The organism is Gluconobacter sp. OJB, from assembly GCF_039638275.1.
Classification (GTDB): Bacteria; Pseudomonadota; Alphaproteobacteria; order Acetobacterales; family Acetobacteraceae; genus Gluconobacter; species Gluconobacter cerevisiae.
The window spans coordinates 668,164-688,525 of record NZ_JBDIWH010000001.1 but is presented as its reverse complement, the minus strand read 5'-3'; the positions used below and the strand labels follow the sequence as shown (position 1 = coordinate 688,525).

Sequence of the window (20,362 nt, the reverse complement as noted above, 5' to 3'; positions counted from 1 at the left end):
AAATTTTTACCGCAGCCCAATAATCAGTTCTTCAGGCATGTTTCCCGGGAGGCTTGCGCCAGCGGGAAGACGATAATGGTTTCCTGAAACCTCAAGGGGAATGATCTGACACAGCATGTGTGTTCGATCGGAAGGGCAGCTTTGGATAAAGGCGTGCACGTTCCAGGATGGGTCAATTTCGCTCACCGGGGCAGGAAGGGGAGACTGTCTGGTTGCGGCGACGGCGACGGTAAAAATCTGATGACCCCGGACAGGATGCCCCTCCTGATGGCGGGCAGAGACCTGCCAGCCATTAATGCTGTCAACGAGGGGGCGTCCCATAAACATCGCTGGCTTGGGTGGCAGAGGGGAGGAACAGTTTTCCAGAATGCCCTTATCTGTCACATCGCAGGCGAAAGAATTCGCTTCCAGCATTGAGACGTCCGGATTGTCGAGGGCAAGGCGGACTTCTTTGTGAACGTTTTTCTCTTCGACCGGCTGTCCGCCTACAACGGCTGGATCATATCTCAGGTGAGAAATGTTACTTAGCGAGCTTCGGATCTGCTGTGGGGTCATCGTACCAAACGCCCTGACGTTCCTGACCGTTCCATCCGGTTGGACGTCAAAGGTCAGTTCCATGACACCTACCTGGTTCGCTTCCACCATCTCCATGGGATATGTCGGAGAAATTTCCTGGTTCAGGCGCGCTGGGTGATCTGGCGGAGTGGCCGCCAGAAGCGGACAGTTTGTAAGAAAAAGAGCAGGAAGAGCCAGAAGCAGCCGTTTCACACAGGGTCTCCGTGATGGTGAACTGTTCTAGCTTCCCTTAAATGTTACAGATTGTAAATGCGATTACAGTCCGAAATGTCTCGCAACTTCCGCAAAGACCGTAACAGCACGATCGATTTCTTCGGGCGAATGGGCGGCCATAACCGAGCAACGTAGCAGAGGACGATTGTCAGGTGTCGCTGGCGGGAGGGAAAGATTTACATAAACCCCGTTTTCCAGAAGCGCGTTCCAGAAAGCGACAGCCTGATCCACGGTCTCAAGCGTGACAGCAACGACAGGCGAAACATGCTCACCCGTTTTGAGACCAGCCTTCTGAAGTCCGGAATGCAGGCGCGCCGCGTTGTCCTGAAGCTTGGTCCGCAGTTCAGGGTGTTCCTGCATGTCCTCGAGCGCGGCCATGGTGGCGGCAATGATCTCAGGGGGAAGGGACGCCGTGAACATGTAAGGCCGCGAGCACAGACGCATCAGGTCCACGCCGTCGTGGTCCGTGACGCAGTAGCCGCCCACGGTGCCAAGCGATTTGGAGAAGGTGCCGACCACGAAATCGATCCCGTCTTCGCAGCCCTGAACTTCCGCAACACCGCGGCCATGCGCGCCCATAACACCGAACGAATGAGCTTCGTCAGCCATCAGATAGGCGCCGTGGCGCGTCTTGATGTCCACGAATTTGTCCAGAGGGGCGACATTGCCCGTCATGGAATAGATGCCCTCGGCGACAATCAGCTTAGCGCCCGGATGGTCCTTGAGGCGCGCCAGACGTTTTTCCAGATCGACCGGATCGTTGTGGCGGAAACGGATGACCTGCGCGCCGGACAGTTTGGCACCGTCATAGATGCTGGCATGGCTGTCCGCATCAAGCAGAAGAACATCGTCTTTGTTTACAAGTGCCGAGATCGTACCCAGGTTGGCTTGATACCCGGTAGAAAACACCATGCAGTGCTTGCGCCGGAAGAATTCTGCCAGACGGGCTTCCAGCTTGCGATGCAGGCCGAAAGTACCATTGGCGATGCGCGAACCCGTCGTGCCGACGCCCATCGTTTCTGCTGTTTCCACAGCGGCTTCGATGGCTTTTTTCGACTGGCTGAGACCAAGATAGTTATTGGTCCCGAACAGAAGCGTTTCGCGGCCTTCAATAATGCCGACGCTGGCGGAAACCGGGCGTTCAATCACAACTTCGAACGGATTGCGCGGGGACGTCGCCGTCAGGCCGTCATAAGATGCGCGCAGTCCCGCATGTTTGGCAAAAATATCGATCACGCCTGAGCGGCCTTCAGCGTCAGCAGGCAGGCGGCCAGATCGTTGATGGTCCGGATATCAGCCAGTTTGTCGAGAGGTACGGAAACGTCGAGCTCATCTTCGATTTCCATGACGAAATTCATGACGGCCAGGCTGTCAAAAGCAAGGTCTTCGACAATCTTGCTGTTGCCATCAATGTCCCGGGGAACTTTCGGGTTGGCAAGCAGTTTTTCAATGATCATTGCGGAAATGTCGGTGATGCTGTCAGTCATGGACTTCAACTCTCGATGTCTGTGCAAGCTGGAATATAGGCAATCTTGGGCAAGGCTTATGCTCCAAACCCGTCCCGTTCGCCAGCCCTCTCTCTTGATCAAGAGAGAGGGCTGGCGGTGACTTGGGCTTAGGCAGCCGAAGACGTGGCTTCGGGTTGCTGTTCAAATTGCCCGGAGAGCAGCATGGTCTTGGCTCTGGCGCGGGTCAGCTTGCCGGAGGATGTCTGGGGCAATGTGCGAGGCGGGACGAGAATGACATCAACGTCCACCCCGTGCTGGCGACGGAACAGACTCGTAACTTCGTCACGAAGCTGGTTGCGGCTTGCATCTTCACTTGCGCGGCACTGGACGAGGGCTACGATTTTTTCGCCCTCTTCTCCATCTATCGAGAACACGGCCACGTCACGTGAACGCAGGGTCGGGATCTCGCTCTCGGCTGACCATTCCAGATCCTGCGGCCAGATGTTGCGGCCATTGATGATGATCAGGTCCTTGGCACGTCCGGTCACAACAATCTGACCGTTGAGATGATAACCAAGATCGCCTGTGTTCAGCCAGCCATCTGCGTCGAGGACCTCTCCGGTCTCTTCAGGTCGACGGAAATAACCGCACATCAGACTCGGTCCGCGCACATAGACAGTCCCGACCTGCCGATCTGCCAGATCACGACCGGACGCATCCCGGACTTCGATCTGGTGATCGGGAAGTGCGGCACCACACAGCACGAAGGTGCGCAGTGGGTGAGACGGATCATTGGAAGGCTCGGCAACGCCATCTTTTTCAAGGCGACGCAGATCGATCGTGTCCGTCTGGATGCCGGTATCGAGCGGTGCAAAGCTGATGGCGAGGGTGGCTTCCGCCATGCCGTAGCTTGCGACGAAAGCGCTGGCCCGGAACCCGTTGGATGCGAAACGCTCGGCAAACCCTTCGAGGATATGATGACGGATCATATCGCCACCAATCCCTGCGATCCGCCAGCATGACAGGTCCAGATCGGCCTGACCGCTACGACGGGAGCAGAGTTCGTAACCGAAAGACGGGCTGTAGGCGATCGTCCCGCGATTGCGCGAAATCAGGTCCAGCCAGACATGCGGACGGCGCGCGAATTCGCGGGTCGGCAGCAGGTCAACAGAAAGCTGGCAGGTCAGGGGCGTCAGGAAGAAACCGACAAGGCCCATATCGTGATAGAGCGGCAGCCACGACACGCAGCGGTCATCGCGCGGGTCTTCGGCTGGATGGACGTGCAGACCGTCGCGGGCGATGGCACGGGCGTTGGCCATGCCAGCCGCCTGGGTGACCGAAACGCCCATCGGAAAGCGGGTGCTGCCCGAGGAAAACTGGAGATAGGACAGGGCGGTCGGGGAAATTTCCGGCAGGTCGACGCGGGCTTCGGCATGGCGGTTGAGATCGGCAGGAGAGCCGCCGAACACCAGATCCAGACCTTCGACGATATCGCCGGTCCAGCTTCCGATCACGTCGGGGACCACGACGGCACGGGCCGCGGCGCTTTGGATCATGCCACGCAGGGTCGCCACATAGCCGTCCTTGCCGCCAAATGCGACGGGGAGGGGAAGTGGCGCCGGAACGAGGCCGGCATACTGGCAGCCAAAGAAAATTCGGGCGAAATCGCCATCGCTTTCCGCAACGATTGCAACACGGTCACCGGGCGTGAGGCCAAGACCCAGCAGACGGCAAGCCATGGAACGAGCCTGCTCGCGCAATAGACGGTAGGGGAGTGCTTCGAGAAGCTGCCCACGACCGGAATAGATGTTGAATCCGCTCTCACCCTGCGCCGCGTAGTCGAGTGCGGCTGCAAAGCTGGGGAAATCTCCGTAACGTCGTTCCAGGCCGGATCGGCTTGGTGTCGGAACGGGATTGGCGGTTGGGTTCTGGTTGGCCTCGGTCAAACCTGGACTAGCTCCGTTTGGGTTGCCTGACATCAGGCTGCCCTTTTCAGAAAATCGACGATTGCGTCCGCCGCAGCGGGAGCAGTGGGTTCATCACCCAGTGTTTCGAATGTCTCTAATACATATTGGCGCTGCGCCTCAAGAAAACGAGGATGCGTTTCGAAGGCATTCTCGATCTTGTCGCCCAGATTCAACATATTTTCCGTCACTGGCCCCAGCGTCCAGAATTGATAATCCGGATCTCCATGCCATTTCACATGGTGGGCGTTAAGGAAGAGACAAGGGCGGGGACGGATCATGAATTCCGCCACTTGACTGCTGACATCTCCCAGATAAAGGTCCGCACCCATTGTATAGGTCATGTCGATGCTCCGGTGGCTTCCGGGGTCGATCAGCATGTGTGGGAGATGCCCGTACTGACGTTGTAATGCCTCTCCTTCTTCGCGGCGATTGTCGAAAAGACGGAAATGAGGCGCGAAAACAAGGTTGTAGCGGTCCTGTCCGGCAAAGAATTTCAGGATCTGGTGCCCCATTCCAGGCCACGAAGACAGGCTGCGTACGAAATGTGGATTATACAGGATCGTCGGCTGGTTGTTATTAAAAAGCTTCGGCCGCTTTACATCCATGCGTCGTACGAGATCAAACTTGGCGTACGTGCCGCGATGATAGGCATCAGGACGGATGATGCCTTTTTCCAGCATACGCTGCTCCACCTTGCGTCCGGGAACCAGCAGAAAGTCGAATTTTCCAAGGTGGTTGGCAAATCCGATGGCCCGATCTCCCGCACCATGTCCTGTCCAGATCATTTTCGGACGCCTCACGCCCATCCGGCGGAGTTGCAGGGATGTTGCTTCCGGCACGATGATGGCGTTGAAGCCCCGAAAATAGTGTCGGGAGGAAAACAGGCCGATCAGTCGGTCCACCACTCTCAGGCCGTGCTTTTCGATGCGGCGGCGGAGCTTCGGAGAGATGGGCAGCAGATCGAACTGGACGCGGGCTTCCGGATAAAGGGTCGCGAGGGAGCGGGCCAGTTCCAGATGGCTGACGGTCAGACATGAGACGTGGACTGCCACATCCGGATGGCGGGCGGAAATCTCCAGCGCGACGGGCAGGGCATGAAGGGTCTGATGACGCTGACCGATGAGGGGAAAAGCCACCTTCATGCTGCAAGACCATCGGGGCTGCGGGCCGCGCGGATCACGAGAACAAGCTGGGTCATGATCAGAAGCGTGACGCCGCAGAACGTGGCCGGGCCTACACCACTCAGTCCGTACTGGCGCACCATCATCACAAGCGCCGGGAGAAAGAACAGGCATTCCAGAATACGCGCGCCGATTGCTGCACCCGAGCGGTTTGTCGTGAATAAAAGCGGCTCTAACGGCAGGCCCCACACGGTCACGACTTCGGCAGCGAGCAGCCACAACGTGACGGGCAGGGCCTCCGTCGCGCCTGTATGTCCGATGTAAAGCTGAAGAAGCGGACGCCCGGCAAACAGTGTCAGCAGGAGCAGGGCCGTCCCGATTCCTCCGGCCATCAGGGCGATCTGTCCCGTCATGCGATACAGACGGTTCATGGCCCGATCGCGCCAAAGCCGAGCCATTTCCGGATATACGGTCGTCTGGATCAGGGTGGCAGGTTTGGCGATTCCTGCGGCAATCTGGCTTGCAATTCGGTAATAGCCCGCGCTGGTCGGACCGACGAATGCGCCGACCACGAGCGTGCCGATATGACCGAAAGCAAGGGCCAGCGTGGAGTTGAGGTTCGTATTCAGCGCAAACCGCCAGATCCCCGGATAGGCGCGGAAAAACTGTCCGTTCAGAAGCTCTGGGATGATGCTGCGCATTTCCTGAAACAGCCCGCGGATCAGGTCGCGGCGATACATTTCCCGTGCTGCCATGAAGAAGATCGTACCCCAGGCTGCGGCTTCGGCGACAATCCAGACGCTGGCGAGTGCTGCCACAGAAGCCCACCCCAAAGCCATCGAGGCGGTTCCGATCACCCGGACGATGGTTGCGACGGTCCCCTGTACGGCCAGCAGGTCGTAGCGGTCGAACACCCGCAGCAGGCCGGTCGCGGTTGCGGACGCCATGAAAAGGATGGAGACGCAGTAAACGACGCCGATGATATGGATCTGGGGAGGCCAGCCCAGAAAATTCATGGCCAGAAGACTGATGAGGACGCCGCCACCGAAGCCCAGCAATCCGCCCGAAATGTCCAGAAGAAGGCTGAAGGACACGATTTTCTGGAAACTGCGACGATCCCCCTGCGTTAGAGGTTTCAGGCCGTAGTGTAGAACAGTCTGCCAGGACTGGAAGTCAACGATATCTCCCATCGTCCGTGCGAAGGCATACATCATCGCAACGAGCCCGAAGCCGTAGCTTCCCAGCAGGTGGGTCGCTAGCCAGATGTGAAGAAGGCTCAGCGGAGCATTCACGGCACGTCCTCCCAGAAGGACACCCAGATTGCTCATGACGCGCTGGATACCGCCGGGTCTCGCTGCCTGGGAAGACGATGAGTCGTCTGACATCAATGTATGGAAACTTTCGTGACAGGCTTGTCGTTAACGTCAGTGCGGAACAGAAATAGGCGTTTCCCCGAAAATCTGAACTCACTTTTTGTGACGGAAAATTGCGTTCATATACGGACCAGAGCGTCTTGTTGCGCAGAATGTCCGATCTGAAAAGAGGGCGACGACCGTTGCGTCGTTTGGCGGGAGTGCCATAAAGGAGCATTGCATCCTTGCGGACGGCTCCATGCACATATTCTCTCAGGACGACGCATCCGCCAGAGCGGGCGCGTGGCTTACTGTCAATCTGAAGGCCCTTGTTGATAATTATGATCTCGTCGCCAGCCTGGGCGCGGGCGCTGAGTGCGCGGCGGTGGTCAAGGCGGATGCTTACGGATTGGGGGTGGCGCAGGTCGCACGGACTTTGGCCGGACGAGGTGCTGGCACGTTCTTCGTGGCGCATCTTGATGAAGGCATGACGCTGCGGAAAACCCTGCCTCATGCACGGATTTTCGTGCTGCATGGCTTCATGCCGGACTGTGAGAGCAGGACGCAGGCGCATGGTCTTACGCCCGTTCTGAACAGCCTTGATCAGGTGCGGAGCTGGAAGCAGTTGTGTGAGCAGGCGGGACAGGCTTTCCCGGCGGCGCTTCAGTTCGATAGCGGGATGTCGCGCTTCGGTCTGAGCTTTGAGGATCTGGCGGAACGAAGCCTTTTCGAAGGACTGAATCTGCAACTCGTGATGAGCCATCTGGCCTGTGCAGATGTGCCTGACAACCCCGCAAACGAGATGCAGCGACAGCGTTTCGTGACGATGGCGTCGGCTTTTCCCGGCGTTCCACGGTCTCTGGCGGCGTCATCTGGGATTTTTCTTGGGCCGGACTATCATTTTGAACTGATCCGGCCGGGCGCGGCCCTTTATGGGATTGCGCCGTCTGAAGGGCATCGTGTTCTTGCGCCTGTTGTCTCGCTTGATGCACGGATTGCCCAAATCCGGACGATCCAGCCAGGAGACCGTGTGGGTTATGGCTTAAGCTGGATAGCTTCGAAACCAACGCGCATTGGCACGCTTGGTCTCGGATATGCAGACGGGTTCTTCCGCGCTCAGGCGGGGCAGGCAAGCGTCTGGCATGGTCAAACGCGACTTCCGGTCATCGGACGCGTCTCGATGGACAGCATTTCCGTCGATCTGAGCGAGGCGCCTGCGGACCTGAAAGCAGGGGATGTCCTCTCGGTTCTCGGGCCGCAGCAGGATGTGGATGCGCTGGCACGGTCCGCAGGGACGATCGGATATGAAGTCCTGACCGCGCTGGGGAGCCGCTTTTATCGGGTTTATGTGCCGGCGGGTTGACCTGTTTCAGACCGATTTGCGGATCGAGATGGAGACAGTCCGGCCCAGCGGGTCCAGAAAAGCGGGTTCATAGCCTGCCGGTGTCACGCCGAGGCCGTTGCGGGCGCGGATACGGCTGTTGAACAGATTGCTGACCGACACCATGACCCGGAAATTTTTGGCCCAGCTGCGCTTCTGCCAGCGCGGAATTTCCCCTAGATCGGCAAAAGCCGTCGTATCCACCGTGGCCAGATCGCTGAAGAACAGGCTGCTGGCATGGGTGCTGGCGAGCGTTGACGTTGCGGACTGCCATTTGGTCACGAGGCGGAAGCCGAACCCGTTTTTGAAGACACCACCCTGAAGCTCGACTTCATGCCGCGGCTGGCCGCCTGTTCCGCCGATGGTTCCGCCGTTGAGCAGGTCGATAGGGGGGAGGCCTGAGCGAAGCTGCACGGTGTCCTTGAGGCGCCAGACCTGTGTCAGAACAATGTAATACCGTCCTCCCGCAGCATGTTTTCCGCCCTTGCCTTCAGGCTTTTTCCCTAGAGGTCTGGAAAACGAGAATGTTGCGTTCCACTCGTTGCGCTTCTCCATCAGCGCATTGACGGGGCGGATATCGACGACATCTAGAATTCCGTCCGAATTGCGCTGGTAGCGGTCTGGGAAAGCATCTTCGATGGCGGCGGTCGCGGTGGGCAGGCTCATCACCGGGTTGTGGTTGCGGTCCCGAACGTAGTTCACATGCAGACGGGCGCCGTCGAGAAAGCTTGGGGAAATGATCGTCCCGATGCTGATTTCGTGGCGGTCTGCGGCTTGAAGGTTGCGGTTCCCACCCGAAATCGTCGTCACCTGTACTGAACGTCCGGTGACGTAATCATAGGTTGTGACGTTGGGCGTTTCGATCCGGGGAGCAATGAGGTCCGTGGCACCGGGGGCCTCGGTGCGATCGGTGACAGAAAACGGGAACTGGACCCAAGGCGCAGGCTCCCACGTCACGCCGCCGCCGATCGTTCCCAATGTTCCGAAATGGGACACCTGACTGATAGCGCCGTTGATGTTCGCATCGAGCTTGCCCAGAAATGACAGGACATGCTTGCGCGCATTGGCGATGGGAATATCGCCGTCGATCTGAAGGGTACCGACATCCCGGCTGATATGGGTGCGTTGCAGCTTGCCTTGACTGAGAGACGTGGCGTTCTGTTCCGTCAGGGTGCCGGTCGGCGCGATGCTGGTCGAGACGTCTCCCGCAGGTAGGGAGAAGAGCGAGCCCGACAGCAGGCCCGTGATCTCACCGCTCGTGCCCGTGGTGTGGCCGCGATTGACCAGACGGTTGTTCAGCCAGCTCCGGTCCACTTCGGAGAATGGATCGAAACTGCTGAGGCCGCTGGTCAGGGCTGTCTGGGCGGCACTCAGGTCAAGGCCGGTCTGGCTGTTGGTGGACGTGGTTGAGCGGTCGAAACTTCCTGTGCTGTTCCACTTCCAGTCTCCGACATCGCCGTTGAAATTCAGTCCGGCATGAACGGTGTCTGTATGCGCCGTGTGTTGCAGGGCGGGGACGGTGGTGTAGTTCCGGTAGAGCAGCGTGTCCTGAGAAAACGGCGAATAAAGGCTGTCAGCCGGAAGGGTGAGGATGCTGCGTGCCGGTCCCTGAAGGCTTTCGGAATTGCTGTGGGTGTAGCTGGCATTGAATGATGCCGACACGGTTTTGAAGATCTGATCGGCATAGACGCCGTTCAGTCTCAGTTCATGCGTTCTGGGCTGCAGGCTGTAATCGGAAGCGTTTGAACTGACATGCGGCGCATTGGCATAGGCCGTGAAATCCTGAAGCGTCGGGGTCTGTCCTGCTGCCAGTGACGGCACACCTGCGGATGTGACGCTCTGCCCGACAAGCGCATCCAGAACCGGATCAAGGCTGCCACCGTTGACGGACGTGACATTGCCCGCGTTGGAATACAGGCCGCTTGCGGAGGGGGGCGTCACGCCGCGGTCAATGTCAAGCAGACGGGCCTGCGCCTCATAACGCGCGCTCAGATTGATCCGCCGTTCGCCCGAGAGTTTCGTGAAGCTGGCGCCCAGAACACCATCGTCTCCGCCGCCATCGGTGGACGTGCTGCCATAAGCGCGCAGTCGCACGGCACGGAAATTCTTCACGGTAATGATGTTCACCACGCGCTCGTCAGCGGGATAGCCGTAGCGCAGGGCTTCTTCTTCGGTGAAAATCTCGATCCGGGCAATGGCTTCGAAGGGCAGGTCGTTGACTTCTTGCATGCCCGAAATACGCTTGCCGTTGAGCAGAACAACCGGCGTATTTCCAGTGGCGCCCCGGCCTGAACGGGTTTCGGGAGCAATGGCTGTCAGGAGATCCGCTGCGGTATCGACGCCATAGGAGCGGATCTCATCAGACTGGATCTGCATGATCGCTTTGGCGTCCCCCAGCACGGCCCCGGCGGGTTTATGGCCTTTGACGACGATTTTCTCGCCGCCGTTTACGGAGGTGGTGGAGGTTGTAACGCTTGTGCCGTTTTTCTGAGCTGCTGGCAGAGCCGTAACGGAAGTTTTCGACGTCTGTGCAGTTGCAGATGTCGCCACCAGAAAACCGCCGAGGCCACAGACCAGCCCGAGCGTCGGGTAGAGCAGGGGGCGGCTCACGGATGGAAGGGTGCCGGTTTTCAGGTCACGATCTGCCATGCGTTTTTCTGCATCCTTCTGCATTCCGTGAGGGCCTGAACGTCCATATTGGATGCAGATTGTCACGAATCTGTAAGGATTTCGCGACACGGAAGGCCGTTTAACGCCGATTTTGGCGGATTTGCTTTCAGATGTCGAGCAGAAACGCCCGTTCAGCCCACGACCATGTTCCGGTTCCGCATCATATTGCGACGTGTTTCTTCGTCCAGAATGTCACGGATCTGTCGCGTTAGTTCGGTCGCGTCGGTGTATTTTCGGCCATAGGTCAGATTGAACGTGTGGTCGAAATCATCCGGGTTGAGGCCGGCATTATGCTGACTGATGGTTTCGATCTTGTCGAACGCCTTTGCCAGTCGCGCTTCGGGGGAGGCAGCGTTTTCATACTCGTCCCACAGCGCCAGAAACTCCTCCTGCAGATCGTCAGGCAGGGGGCCCATGATCGTCAGCAGGTCTTCGCGCTCCTGGGCTGCCTTGTTGGCGGAGGCGTGGGCCGAGATTGCGGGGACGTCGCCATGAATGGCTTCACCCAGATCATGAAGAATGCAGATTTTGAGGAGCTTCAGAAGGTCAATGCCTTCAAGCTGGTCGGCGAAAGTCATGACAAGAAGGCAGAGCGCCCAGGTATGTTCCGCCGTGCTTTCGGTCTGCCCACCGTGGGTATAGGTCCGTCTGAGGATATCCTTCAGCCGGGAGGCTTCCCGGAGAAAATCGAGGCGCTTTTCAAGATCGCCTTTCGTCATGAAGCAAAATCCAGTCTGTGGTGAACGCCTTATCCGACAAGCGCGTACAGGATTGAATACCCCACAAAGCAGGCAACGGCCAGCAGCACGAGCAGGATGAGAAAGCCGGGACCCTGTTGAAGAGATCTGAAGATTTTGACCATCAATCCAGCCATGAGACATCTCTCCTTAACAGGGCATGCAATCTCGGAAGGGCAGCAGAGCGCTTCCAGTTCGTGCAGGACCATAGCATTTTAATGAATTGTTCTGTTTGAATTTCTTCATGCGTCACTATTGCGCTTGCCGACGCAACTCCCGGTTTGACGTTGCCTTCGGCCTGTCGCTGAATACGGTACACTTCTCTGTCACAGCCTTTAATCCGGAAACTCGCTCTCTGATGAATATGTCGCCCATTTCTTCTGGTCCCGTTGCAGGAGGTATTTCGGAATCAGACCCGCAGACCGGTTGGTTCCCGGTCGCGCTCAGGCTTGCAGGCGCGCGGGTTCTGCTCGTGGGTGGCGGAGAAATCGCCGTGAACAAAGGGCGGCTTTTGCTCGATCATGGTGCGCGGATTGATGTTCTGGCTGAGAGCCTCAATCCGGTTGTACAGGGCTGGGTTGAGGACGGCAGGGTGAGGCATGTTGCCGGACGGGCGGATGAGGCGGCCCTGAGGGAGCATCTTCCGGGTTGTCGACTGGTCTATGCCGCGACCGACAATCGGGACGTCAACCGGCAGGTGGCAGCTTTGGCCGATGCGCTGAATATACCCGTCTGCGCGGTGGATGATCCGCAGCCGTCGAGCTTCATCACACCCGCGCAGGTCCGTCGGGGTGCCGTGCGTGTGGCTGTTTCAACGGGCGGGGCGGCTCCTGTTCTGGCCCGTCGTTTGCGTGAGCAGATCGAAGCACTTTTGCCTGAAGGAACGGGGCGGCTGGCGGCCTATATGCAGTCTCGCAGGGCGCAGGTCTCGGGGCGCTATCCGCAGGTTCAGGACCGCAAGCGTATCTGGGAGGATTTTCTCGACGGTCCGGGGGCAGAAGAGGCACGAAACGGCGACGATGTTCGCGCGGATGTGCGACTGAACGCGCTTCTGGACGCAGAGCGTAAACCGGGCGAGGTCTGGCTGGTTGGAGCAGGGCCGGGCGATCCGGATTTGCTGACCCTCAAGGCGCTACGTCTGATGCAGAATGCGGATTCTGTTCTCTACGACAATCTTCTGTCTCCGGCATTGCTCGACATGGTCCGTCGGGACGCCGAACTCGTGTTTGTTGGCAAGCAGCGGGATCGGCATGCCCTACCGCAGGACGACATTAATCGTGAGATGATCCGCCGCGCGCAGGCCGGCGAGCGCGTTCTGCGCCTCAAAGGCGGCGACCCGTTCATTTTCGGACGAGGCGGAGAGGAAATCGAGGCGCTGGTCGAGGCTGGGGTCGCGTTTCGGCTGGTTCCGGGCATTTCTGCGGCAAATGGGTGTGCGGCCTATGCTGGCATTCCTCTGACACATCGGGATTGTGCGCAGGCCTGCTTGTTCGTAACAGGACATGCGAAAGCGGACGGGGTTCTGGATCTGCCGTGGGAAGACATGGCGGATCGTCGACAGACGGTCGTGATCTATATGGGAATTTCGACTCTGACGCAGCTTGCCCGCGGCTTGCTGGACAAAGGATTGCCCGCAGACTGGCCTGTGGCGATCGTGGAGCGCGGGACGCAGCCGTCCCAGCGCGTGCTGACCGGGACGCTGAGCACGATCGCCCTTCAGGCCGCAGAGGCACAGGTAAAATCGCCCGCGCTGGTGATCGTGGGGCAAGTGGTGCGGCACCGGGTGGTTTCCCCCTGATCTGCATGAGGAGAAGGTACGCGTTTTCAGCCATGCTTTGAACGCATATCCCTCTTCATGTCTGCGCGGGTTGTCCGCGGCTAGGGCAGCCTGTGAAACTCCTGTCCTTTCAGTCACATCGCGTTCCACACACCGAGGCTCCATGACCACACTTGCGTCCATTATCGTCTCGATCGCAGAGGAAATGCGGACGGCTTCCGAAAGGGGGGCCGTTGCCAATTACATTCCTCCGCTCGCACGGGTGGACCTGAACCGTTTCGGAATGGCGGTCGTAGGAATGGACGGGGAGACGCACACGGTTGGCGATGCGGCAGTTCCGTTTTCGGTGCAGAGCGTCTCCAAGGTGTTCAGCCTCAGCATGGCGTTCAATGCGATGGGGGAGGAGCTTTGGGGGCGCGTGCGTCAGGAACCGTCAGGCAGCGCGTTCAATTCCATCATCCAGCTTGAGAACGAGCACGGTATTCCCCGCAATCCGTTCATCAATGCCGGCGCCATCGTGATTGCCGACATTCTGGTGTCCCGCTACGGCCGTGAAAATGCCCGGACGCGCCTGCTGGATTTTCTGCGTCCGCTGGTGGACGATCCGGCCTCGATCGACATCGACACGGATGTTGCGCGGCAGGAACGCGAGACCGGGTTTCGCAACATGGCGCTTGCGAACTACATGCGGACCTTCGGCAATATCCGCAACGTGGTTGAAGACACGCTGGATTTCTATTTCCATCAATGCGCGCTCACTATGAGTTGCCAGCAGCTTGCGCAGGTTGGAACCTATCTCATGACGGGTGGACTGAACCCGCTGACCGGCGAACGCGTCATGTCAGAGCGTAATGCCCAGACGATCCTCGCGCTGATGATGATGTGTGGCCATTATGACGGCTCTGGCGCTTTTGCCATTCGTGTGGGCCTGCCGGGAAAATCCGGCGTTGGTGGTGGAATTCTGGCCATTGCGCCGGGTGTGGCGTCCATTGCGGTGTGGTCACCGGGGTTGAACGCGCAGGGCAATTCCCTTTTGGGAACGCGCGCACTGGAGCGGCTTGTGCAGCATACGGGTTGGTCGGTGTTTCGGGCCAGTCCGTGGGTCGCCAACCCGACCTGACGCCTCAGCCCGCCAGAGTGTCGTAAAGCAGTTTGAAATTCAGTAGCAGGATCAGTCCTGCCACGCCCCATGACAGAACGCGGATGGGCATGGAAATCACGAACTCGCCCATCTTGCGCCGATCCGAGACAAACATGACGAGTGGAATAACGGCAAAGGGCAGTTGTAGCGACAGGATGACCTGACTGGCCATCAGCAGATCACTTACGCCCCGATTGCCATAGATCAGCGTGACGATCGCTACGGGAATAATCGCCAACCCGCGTGTCAGCAGCCGCCGTGCCCAGTGCGGGATGCGGAGGTGCAAAAAGCCTTCCATGATGATCTGTCCGGCCAGCGTGCCGGTGATCGTGGAGTTCGTACCTGCCGCCAGAAGTGCCAGTGCAAACAGCGTGGAGGCGATGCCCAGTCCCAGGATCGGGGAGAGCAGCCTGTAGGCATCCTGAATTTCAGCCACATCCTGATGGCCGGAATTATGGAACGCCGCTGCTGCCACGATCAGGATGGCCGCATTGATGAACAGCGCCAGCGTCAGGGCGATTGTACTATCCCATGTCGTCCAGCGGATGGCATCCCGACGTCCGGCAGGGATGCGTTCATAGGCGCGGGTCTGGACGATTGAGGAATGCAGATACAGGTTGTGCGGCATGACCGTGGCACCAATGATGCCGATGGCGATATAGAGCATTCCCGGTGTCGTCACGATTTTTGGATCGGGGATCAGCCCGGCCAGAACGCTGTGAACAGGCGGGGCGGCCGCCACAAGCTGAATCCCGAAGCAGAGCGCGATGATCCCCAATAGCGCGATGACGAACGCCTCCAGATACCGGAAGCCCCGGTTCATCAGCATCAGCACGATCAGCGCGTCCAGAATGGACAGCAGAGCACCGGCGAGAAGAGGCAGGCCGAACAGAAGCTGAAGAGCCACGGCCGTGCCGATGACTTCCGCCAAATCGCAGGCAATGATGGCCAGTTCACAGGCCAGCCACAGCACGATGTTGACGCGCGGAGAAAAATGGTTCCGGCAGGCCTGTGCGAGATCCTGACCCGTCGCAATCCCGAGACGGGCGGAGAGTGCCTGAAGCAGGATCGCCATGAGGTTCGACAGCATGATGACGCACAGCAGCGTATAGCCATACCGCGCGCCGCCCTGAAGGTCGGTGGCCCAGTTTCCGGGGTCCATATACCCGACGGAGACCATAAATCCCGGCCCGACGAACGCCATAAAGCGGCTGAACCACGAGGCTTCCGCACCCGGAACACGGATGCTGGAGAACACATCGGGAAGGCTCGGGCGCATGGCCGGGGATGGTGTACGGGGTGTGTTTGCGTCTGGCATTGGGGATGTATTCAATCCCATCTGCAATTTATATTCAATATGCTATATTGATGAGCATCATGAAAAATATGGAATATCTGGAAATCGTGATCGCCCGGACTGGCACGGCGGTCGGGAATGTTTTATTCCGCCGTGAATAATGTTTTTGGTAGAGGTACAGGACGGGAATGGAACGGAAAAAGCGCCTGAAGGATACCGCGCCCAAGGAAACGCTGCCTGATGTCGAAACCCATTCCGAAGGCTTCCGGGCCAATCGCGAGGCGCGGCGCAATGTGCTGGTGGAAGACTATGTCGAGCTGATTTCGGATCTGCTGTCGGAAGGGCAGGAGGCCAGGCAGGTCGATATTGCCGGGCGTCTGGGTGTATCACAGCCGACAGTGGCGAAAATGCTCGCCCGTCTCGCGACGGAGGGTTACGTCACACAGAAGCCCTACAGAGGGGTTTTCCTGACGCCCGCCGGACAGGAAATGGCAGACAAGGCACGGCACCGGCATCGGATTGTGGAAGCGTTTCTGCTGGCGCTCGGCGTGAGCGAGGAAAATGCCCGCGTCGATTCCGAAGGCGTAGAGCATTATGTGGGAAGCGAAACCCTGATGCTGTTTGAAAAGGCGATCCGGGGCAACCTGAAACAGTTCATGCAGGGCTTACCAGACGCCTGATATTCCGTGTCTGAAATCTGCGCTCAGGTGCAGATTTCGAGATTGACGTCTTCCTGTGCCAGAGCTTTTGCGATGGACGGCTTGAGATGGGAATCTGTCAGGACGTGATCGAATTCCGAAAGGGATGCCAGACGGTGCAGGCCGCCCTTACGGAACTTCGTGCTGTCCACCAGCAGAACACACTGATCCGCCATATCCATCATGATCCGCTTGACCTTGACCACGTCCTGATCGTTCTGAAACGCGGTGGCGTTATGGATGATGGACGTCGAGAGGAACATCATGTTCGCCCGCAACGACTGCGCAGCCTGTTCACAGACCAGCCCGAAAAACGCATTCCGTGGCGGATTGTAGTCGCCGCCAAGGCAGATCAGTTTCAGGTTCGGGTAGGGCGACAGAGCCTGAATCACACCGACTGCGTTGGTGATGATCGTCAACGGCGCGAGAGCGGGCAGGAGCGGCAGCATGGCCGCGACCGTCGTGGAGTCATCAAGAACCAGAACCTGCTCTGGCTGGATCAGCGAGACAGCACGCTGGATGATCGCGTCTTTGAGATCCGTCGCGCGCGAGCGGCGGAAATTGACCGTTTTCTGGGTCGTGACCTTGTTGCGCAGAACGATGCTGCCATGCAGCTTGTCGATCAGACCCTGCTGCACGAGGGCATGAGAGTCGCGGTGGATCGTCATGCGACTGACCCCGAAACGCTCTGCCAGACCTTCGATTGTGGCGCTACCGGCTTCGAGGAGAACGTCGAGGATCTGTTTCTGCCGGGCCGAATTATCCCGCCGTTTCGAACTCTGCGGCGAGGCGGCGGTGATCACGGAGCCCGAACCATCAGTCATGTGTCAAATCGATTCCTGAGCGTGAAAGCAAACAGACAAGTGTAAAATCACACAGAGCATATCAGAGTCGCATGGACGTGTAACGTCCGTTGAGCGAAATCCGGCGCCAAAAAGGTGACTATTACGCTTTTGCCGTGATTTTCAGAACATGTGCAGTCTCTTTCCGGAGTGCCGCGCAGGCTTGGGCGTCTTTTATCAGGTCAATTCCGTAGGCCGGAAACACCTGACGTAGGCGGGGCAGCCAGTCAGCCTCTGTCAGTCGTTCGGGGAAGACTTTCTGGACGACCTGAAGAGCTACGGACGCAGCAATCGACGCTCCAGGCGATGCACCGAGGACGGCCATGAGGGAGCGGTCGGCGCTTTTTACAAGCTCGGTCCCAAAGCGCAGTGTTCCGTGCAGCCCCTTGTCCGGCCGGATGATCTGCACGCGCTGCCCGGCCACGACTTTCGTCCAGTCCTCGGGTCTGGCTGTTGGGTAAAAGTCCTGAAGGGCTTTGAAGCGGTCTTCGTTTGTCTGGAGTACCTGACGCACGAGATAGTCCAGCAATCCGAGATTGTCTTTCCCGGCGGTCAGGGCGGGAATGATATTTTTGGGCGTCAGGGAGCGAAAATAATCCGTCCATGAACCGCTTTTGAGGAATTTCGTGGAAAATCCCGCATAGGGCCCGAACAGCAGGCAGGATTTACCGTTAATGACACGCGTATCGAGATGCGGGACTGACATGGGGGGCGAACCGACAGGGGCTTTGCCATAAACCTTGGCGTGGTGTTGCCCGGTAATGGCCGGGTCCATGCAGCGCAGCCACAGGCCGCTGACAGGGAAACCGGCATAATGTGCCGCTTCGGGAATGCCGGATGTCTGAAGCAGTGGCAGCGCGTTGCCCCCTGCGCCGATGAAGACGAAGCGCGTCAGAACCGTGGTCGTGTGGCCGCTTTCGGTATCGGTAGCCGTCACGCGCCAGCGACCGTCCGTTGTGCGCGTCAGGCCGGTGACACGATGATTATAGTGGATGGCGATGTTGCGATCTGACTTGAGAGAGTCCGTCAGAGCGTGAGTGAGGGCACCAAAATTGACGTCCGTGCCTTCTTTGATGCGCGTGGCCGCAACGGGTTGGGACGTATCGCGCTCCGCCATCGCAAGAGGGGCCCATTGCGCGATGACGGTCGGATCGAAGGTGTATTCCATGTCTGCAAAGCAGTGATGGGCGAGCATCGCTTCGTAACGGGCCTTGAGAAAAGCGACGTTCTCTGCCCCCCAGACCAGACTGATATGGGGGCAGGGCTGCACGAAGGAGGCCGGATCGGCAATGCGGCCTTCGCGGACCCAGTGCGCCCAGAGCTGCCTTGAGAGGTCGAATTCCGTGTTGATCGCCAGCGCCTTGGAAATGTCGATGCTGCCATCCGTGCGCTGGGGCGTATAGTTCAATTCGCAGTTCCCGGCATGTCCGGTCCCGGCATTGTTCCAGGCATAGGAACTTTCCTGCCCGCAATCCGGCAGCGTTTCGAACATCATCATCGACAGCGATGGATCGAGCTCGCGCAGCAGGGCCGCAAGTGTGGAACTCATGATCCCCGCACCGATCAGAGCGACATCGGGGCAGAGGCTGGAAACTGACGGCATGAGGCTGAAATCCGGCAAGGGCTGGAAAGAAAAGAGGGCGAAAGATCCCCGAAAGTTCAGCCCGTGTAAACCGGGCCTGCGGGGATGAGTTTGCCGGGATTGAGGATATGATGTGGGTCCATCGTATTTTTCAGCGCCCGCATCACGCTCAGGCTTCCAGCCCCATGCTCGGTTTCCAGAAATTCCAGCTTGCCCATGCCGACACCATGTTCGCCGCTGCACGAACCATTCAGCGACAGGGCGCGGGCAACGATTTTCCGGTCCAGATCGAGGGCGCGGTCATGCCCTTCGGCTGTGTCGTCCGTAATGATGAGCGTATGAAAATTGCCGTCCCCAACATGGCCCAGAAGCGGTGCGCGCAGGCCGGACGCTTCGATGTCACGATGCACGCCTTCGATCAACTCGCCCAGACGCGAAATCGGAACAATACAGTCCGTGGAAATGACGCGTGCGCCCGGAACGATGGCTTTCGTTGCCCAATAGGCGTCATGTCGCGCCTTCCACAGACGGGTGCGGTCTTCCGCGCTTTCTGCCCAAGCAAAACCCAGCCCGGTATTGCCCGATGCCAGAGCTTCGGTCGTCTCGACCTGTTCGCGCACTGCCGCAGGTGAGCCGGTGAATTCGAAAAACAGAGTGGTCAGCGGTGCATATTCCGTGAGACCGGAATATGCGATGGAGGCCGCCATCTGCACGCTGTCCATCAGTTCCACGCGGGTGATGGGAATGCCGCACTGGATGATTTCCATGCTCGTTCGGATCGCATCATGCAGGCTCTCGAACTGGCAAATGGCCGCGGATACGGTCTCGGGGCGTCCATGCAGACGGAGCTGGACTTCCGTGATGATCCCGAGCGTCCCTTCCGAGCCGACGAACAATGAGGTCAGATCATAACCGGTGGAGGACTTGCGGACGCGTCCGCCCGTACGGATGATTTCGCCAGTTGCGAGCACCACCGTCAGGCCGAGTACGTTTTCTTTCATCGTGCCGTAACGCACGGCGGCCGTGCCGGAGGCGCGGGTAGCGCACATGCCGCCGATTGTCGCTTCTCCACCCGGATCGACCGGAAAGAACAGACCGGTGTCACGGATTTCCACATTCAGCGTCTGGCGCGTGATCCCTGCCTGAACCCGGCAGTCCAGATCCTCGGCGTTCAGTTCCACGATGTCGGTCATGCGTGACAGGTCGAGACTGATGGCCTGTTCGGGTGGCACGACATGACCCTCCACCGAAGTGCCGGCTCCAAACGCTACGACCGGAACCCGCCATTCGTGACAGTGCCGAAGAACGATCGCCACATCCTCTGTGCTATGCGCGAACACGACGGCTTCGGGCAGACAGGAGGCATTCATGGCCTCGCCGTGGCTGTGTTCTTCGCGAACGGAAGGGGCCGTGCTGATCTGCTGTCCCATGACGGGCTGAAGGGCCTTGAGAACGGCCTGCAAGCGGTCCTGAGCAGAAATGGAAGAAGCGGTCATGACTGGGTCCGGCATGAAGAAAGGGCGCTCTTCATAGGCCGGATTGCAGACTTGGGAAATATCT

16 protein-coding genes are annotated in these 20,362 nt (G+C 58.7%); 4 read left to right on the top strand and 12 right to left on the bottom strand.

Annotated elements, in window-relative coordinates:
- Positions 1-6: 6 nt before the first annotated feature.
- The 6 genes from ABDK74_RS03105 to ABDK74_RS03080 form a co-directional block, all read right to left on the bottom strand.
- Positions 7-768: an energy transducer TonB gene (locus ABDK74_RS03105; protein WP_346002669.1), complete on the bottom strand. Its 762-nt coding sequence runs from the start codon at positions 766-768 to the stop codon at positions 7-9.
- A 63-nt stretch (positions 769-831) separates the two neighbouring features.
- Positions 832-2,025, bottom strand: a complete 1,194-nt coding sequence (spt, locus tag ABDK74_RS03100) for a serine palmitoyltransferase (RefSeq protein WP_346002668.1) — start codon at positions 2,023-2,025, stop codon at positions 832-834.
- The gene (locus tag ABDK74_RS03095) at positions 2,022-2,276 is read right to left on the bottom strand and encodes an acyl carrier protein (protein ID WP_099285040.1); all 255 of its coding nucleotides are present in this window, start codon (positions 2,274-2,276) and stop codon (positions 2,022-2,024) included. Before ABDK74_RS03095 ends, spt begins: the two co-directional genes overlap by 4 nt.
- A 128-nt stretch (positions 2,277-2,404) precedes the next feature.
- Positions 2,405-4,216, bottom strand: a complete 1,812-nt coding sequence (locus ABDK74_RS03090; protein ID WP_346002667.1) for a fatty acyl-AMP ligase — start codon at positions 4,214-4,216, stop codon at positions 2,405-2,407.
- The gene (locus ABDK74_RS03085; protein WP_346002666.1) at positions 4,216-5,346 is read right to left on the bottom strand and encodes a sensor domain-containing protein; all 1,131 of its coding nucleotides are present in this window, start codon (positions 5,344-5,346) and stop codon (positions 4,216-4,218) included. The genes ABDK74_RS03090 and ABDK74_RS03085 overlap by 1 nt, the downstream gene beginning before the upstream one ends.
- The gene (locus ABDK74_RS03080; protein WP_346002665.1) at positions 5,343-6,710 is read right to left on the bottom strand and encodes a lipopolysaccharide biosynthesis protein; all 1,368 of its coding nucleotides are present in this window, start codon (positions 6,708-6,710) and stop codon (positions 5,343-5,345) included. Before ABDK74_RS03080 ends, ABDK74_RS03085 begins: the two co-directional genes overlap by 4 nt.
- Positions 6,711-6,936: 226 nt before the next feature.
- Between ABDK74_RS03080 and alr the strand changes: the two genes are divergently transcribed.
- A complete protein-coding gene (gene alr, locus ABDK74_RS03075) occupies positions 6,937-8,040 on the top strand; it encodes an alanine racemase (RefSeq protein WP_346002664.1) in 1,104 nt (367 codons plus the stop codon).
- 6 nt (positions 8,041-8,046) lie between these two features.
- On the opposite strand, the gene ABDK74_RS03070 is transcribed toward alr, so the two are convergent.
- Together ABDK74_RS03070 and ABDK74_RS03065 are read right to left on the bottom strand one after the other, a co-directional pair.
- Positions 8,047-10,707 (bottom strand): hypothetical protein, encoded by a 2,661-nt coding sequence (locus ABDK74_RS03070; protein ID WP_346002663.1) that lies wholly within the window; start codon positions 10,705-10,707, stop codon positions 8,047-8,049.
- 152 nt (positions 10,708-10,859) lie between these two features.
- Entirely contained in the window at positions 10,860-11,447 is a 588-nt protein-coding gene (locus tag ABDK74_RS03065; protein WP_346002662.1) for an HD domain-containing protein, read from the bottom strand.
- A gap of 376 nt (positions 11,448-11,823) precedes the next feature.
- Between ABDK74_RS03065 and cysG the strand changes: the two genes are divergently transcribed.
- Both cysG and ABDK74_RS03055 read left to right on the top strand, forming a co-directional pair.
- Positions 11,824-13,263: a siroheme synthase CysG gene (cysG, locus tag ABDK74_RS03060; protein ID WP_408874460.1), complete on the top strand. Its 1,440-nt coding sequence runs from the start codon at positions 11,824-11,826 to the stop codon at positions 13,261-13,263.
- A 142-nt stretch (positions 13,264-13,405) separates the two neighbouring features.
- A complete protein-coding gene (locus ABDK74_RS03055; protein WP_346002661.1) occupies positions 13,406-14,362 on the top strand; it encodes a glutaminase in 957 nt (318 codons plus the stop codon).
- 4 nt (positions 14,363-14,366) lie between these two features.
- On the opposite strand, the gene ABDK74_RS03050 is transcribed toward ABDK74_RS03055, so the two are convergent.
- Entirely contained in the window at positions 14,367-15,701 is a 1,335-nt protein-coding gene (locus tag ABDK74_RS03050; protein WP_346002660.1) for an Nramp family divalent metal transporter, read from the bottom strand.
- Between the two features lie 167 nt (positions 15,702-15,868).
- On the opposite strand from ABDK74_RS03050, the gene mntR reads away from it, so the two are divergent.
- A complete protein-coding gene (gene mntR / locus ABDK74_RS03045; protein ID WP_346002659.1) occupies positions 15,869-16,360 on the top strand; it encodes a manganese-binding transcriptional regulator MntR in 492 nt (163 codons plus the stop codon).
- Between the two features lie 23 nt (positions 16,361-16,383).
- Here the strand turns inward: mntR and ABDK74_RS03040 are convergent, their stop codons facing one another.
- The 3 genes from ABDK74_RS03040 to ABDK74_RS03030 all read right to left on the bottom strand — a co-directional run bounded on the left by ABDK74_RS03040 (position 16,384) and on the right by ABDK74_RS03030 (position 20,298).
- Positions 16,384-17,202, bottom strand: coding sequence for a DeoR/GlpR family DNA-binding transcription regulator (locus ABDK74_RS03040; protein WP_346002658.1), 819 nt, complete (start codon positions 17,200-17,202; stop codon positions 16,384-16,386).
- A gap of 121 nt (positions 17,203-17,323) precedes the next feature.
- The gene (gene mqo, locus ABDK74_RS03035; protein ID WP_346002657.1) at positions 17,324-18,823 is read right to left on the bottom strand and encodes a malate dehydrogenase (quinone); all 1,500 of its coding nucleotides are present in this window, start codon (positions 18,821-18,823) and stop codon (positions 17,324-17,326) included.
- 56 nt (positions 18,824-18,879) lie between these two features.
- Positions 18,880-20,298 carry an FAD-linked oxidase C-terminal domain-containing protein gene (locus tag ABDK74_RS03030; protein ID WP_346002656.1) on the bottom strand — a complete coding sequence of 473 codons (1,419 nt, stop codon included), beginning with the start codon at positions 20,296-20,298 and terminating at the stop codon, positions 18,880-18,882.
- Between the last annotated feature and the right edge of the window lie 64 nt (positions 20,299-20,362).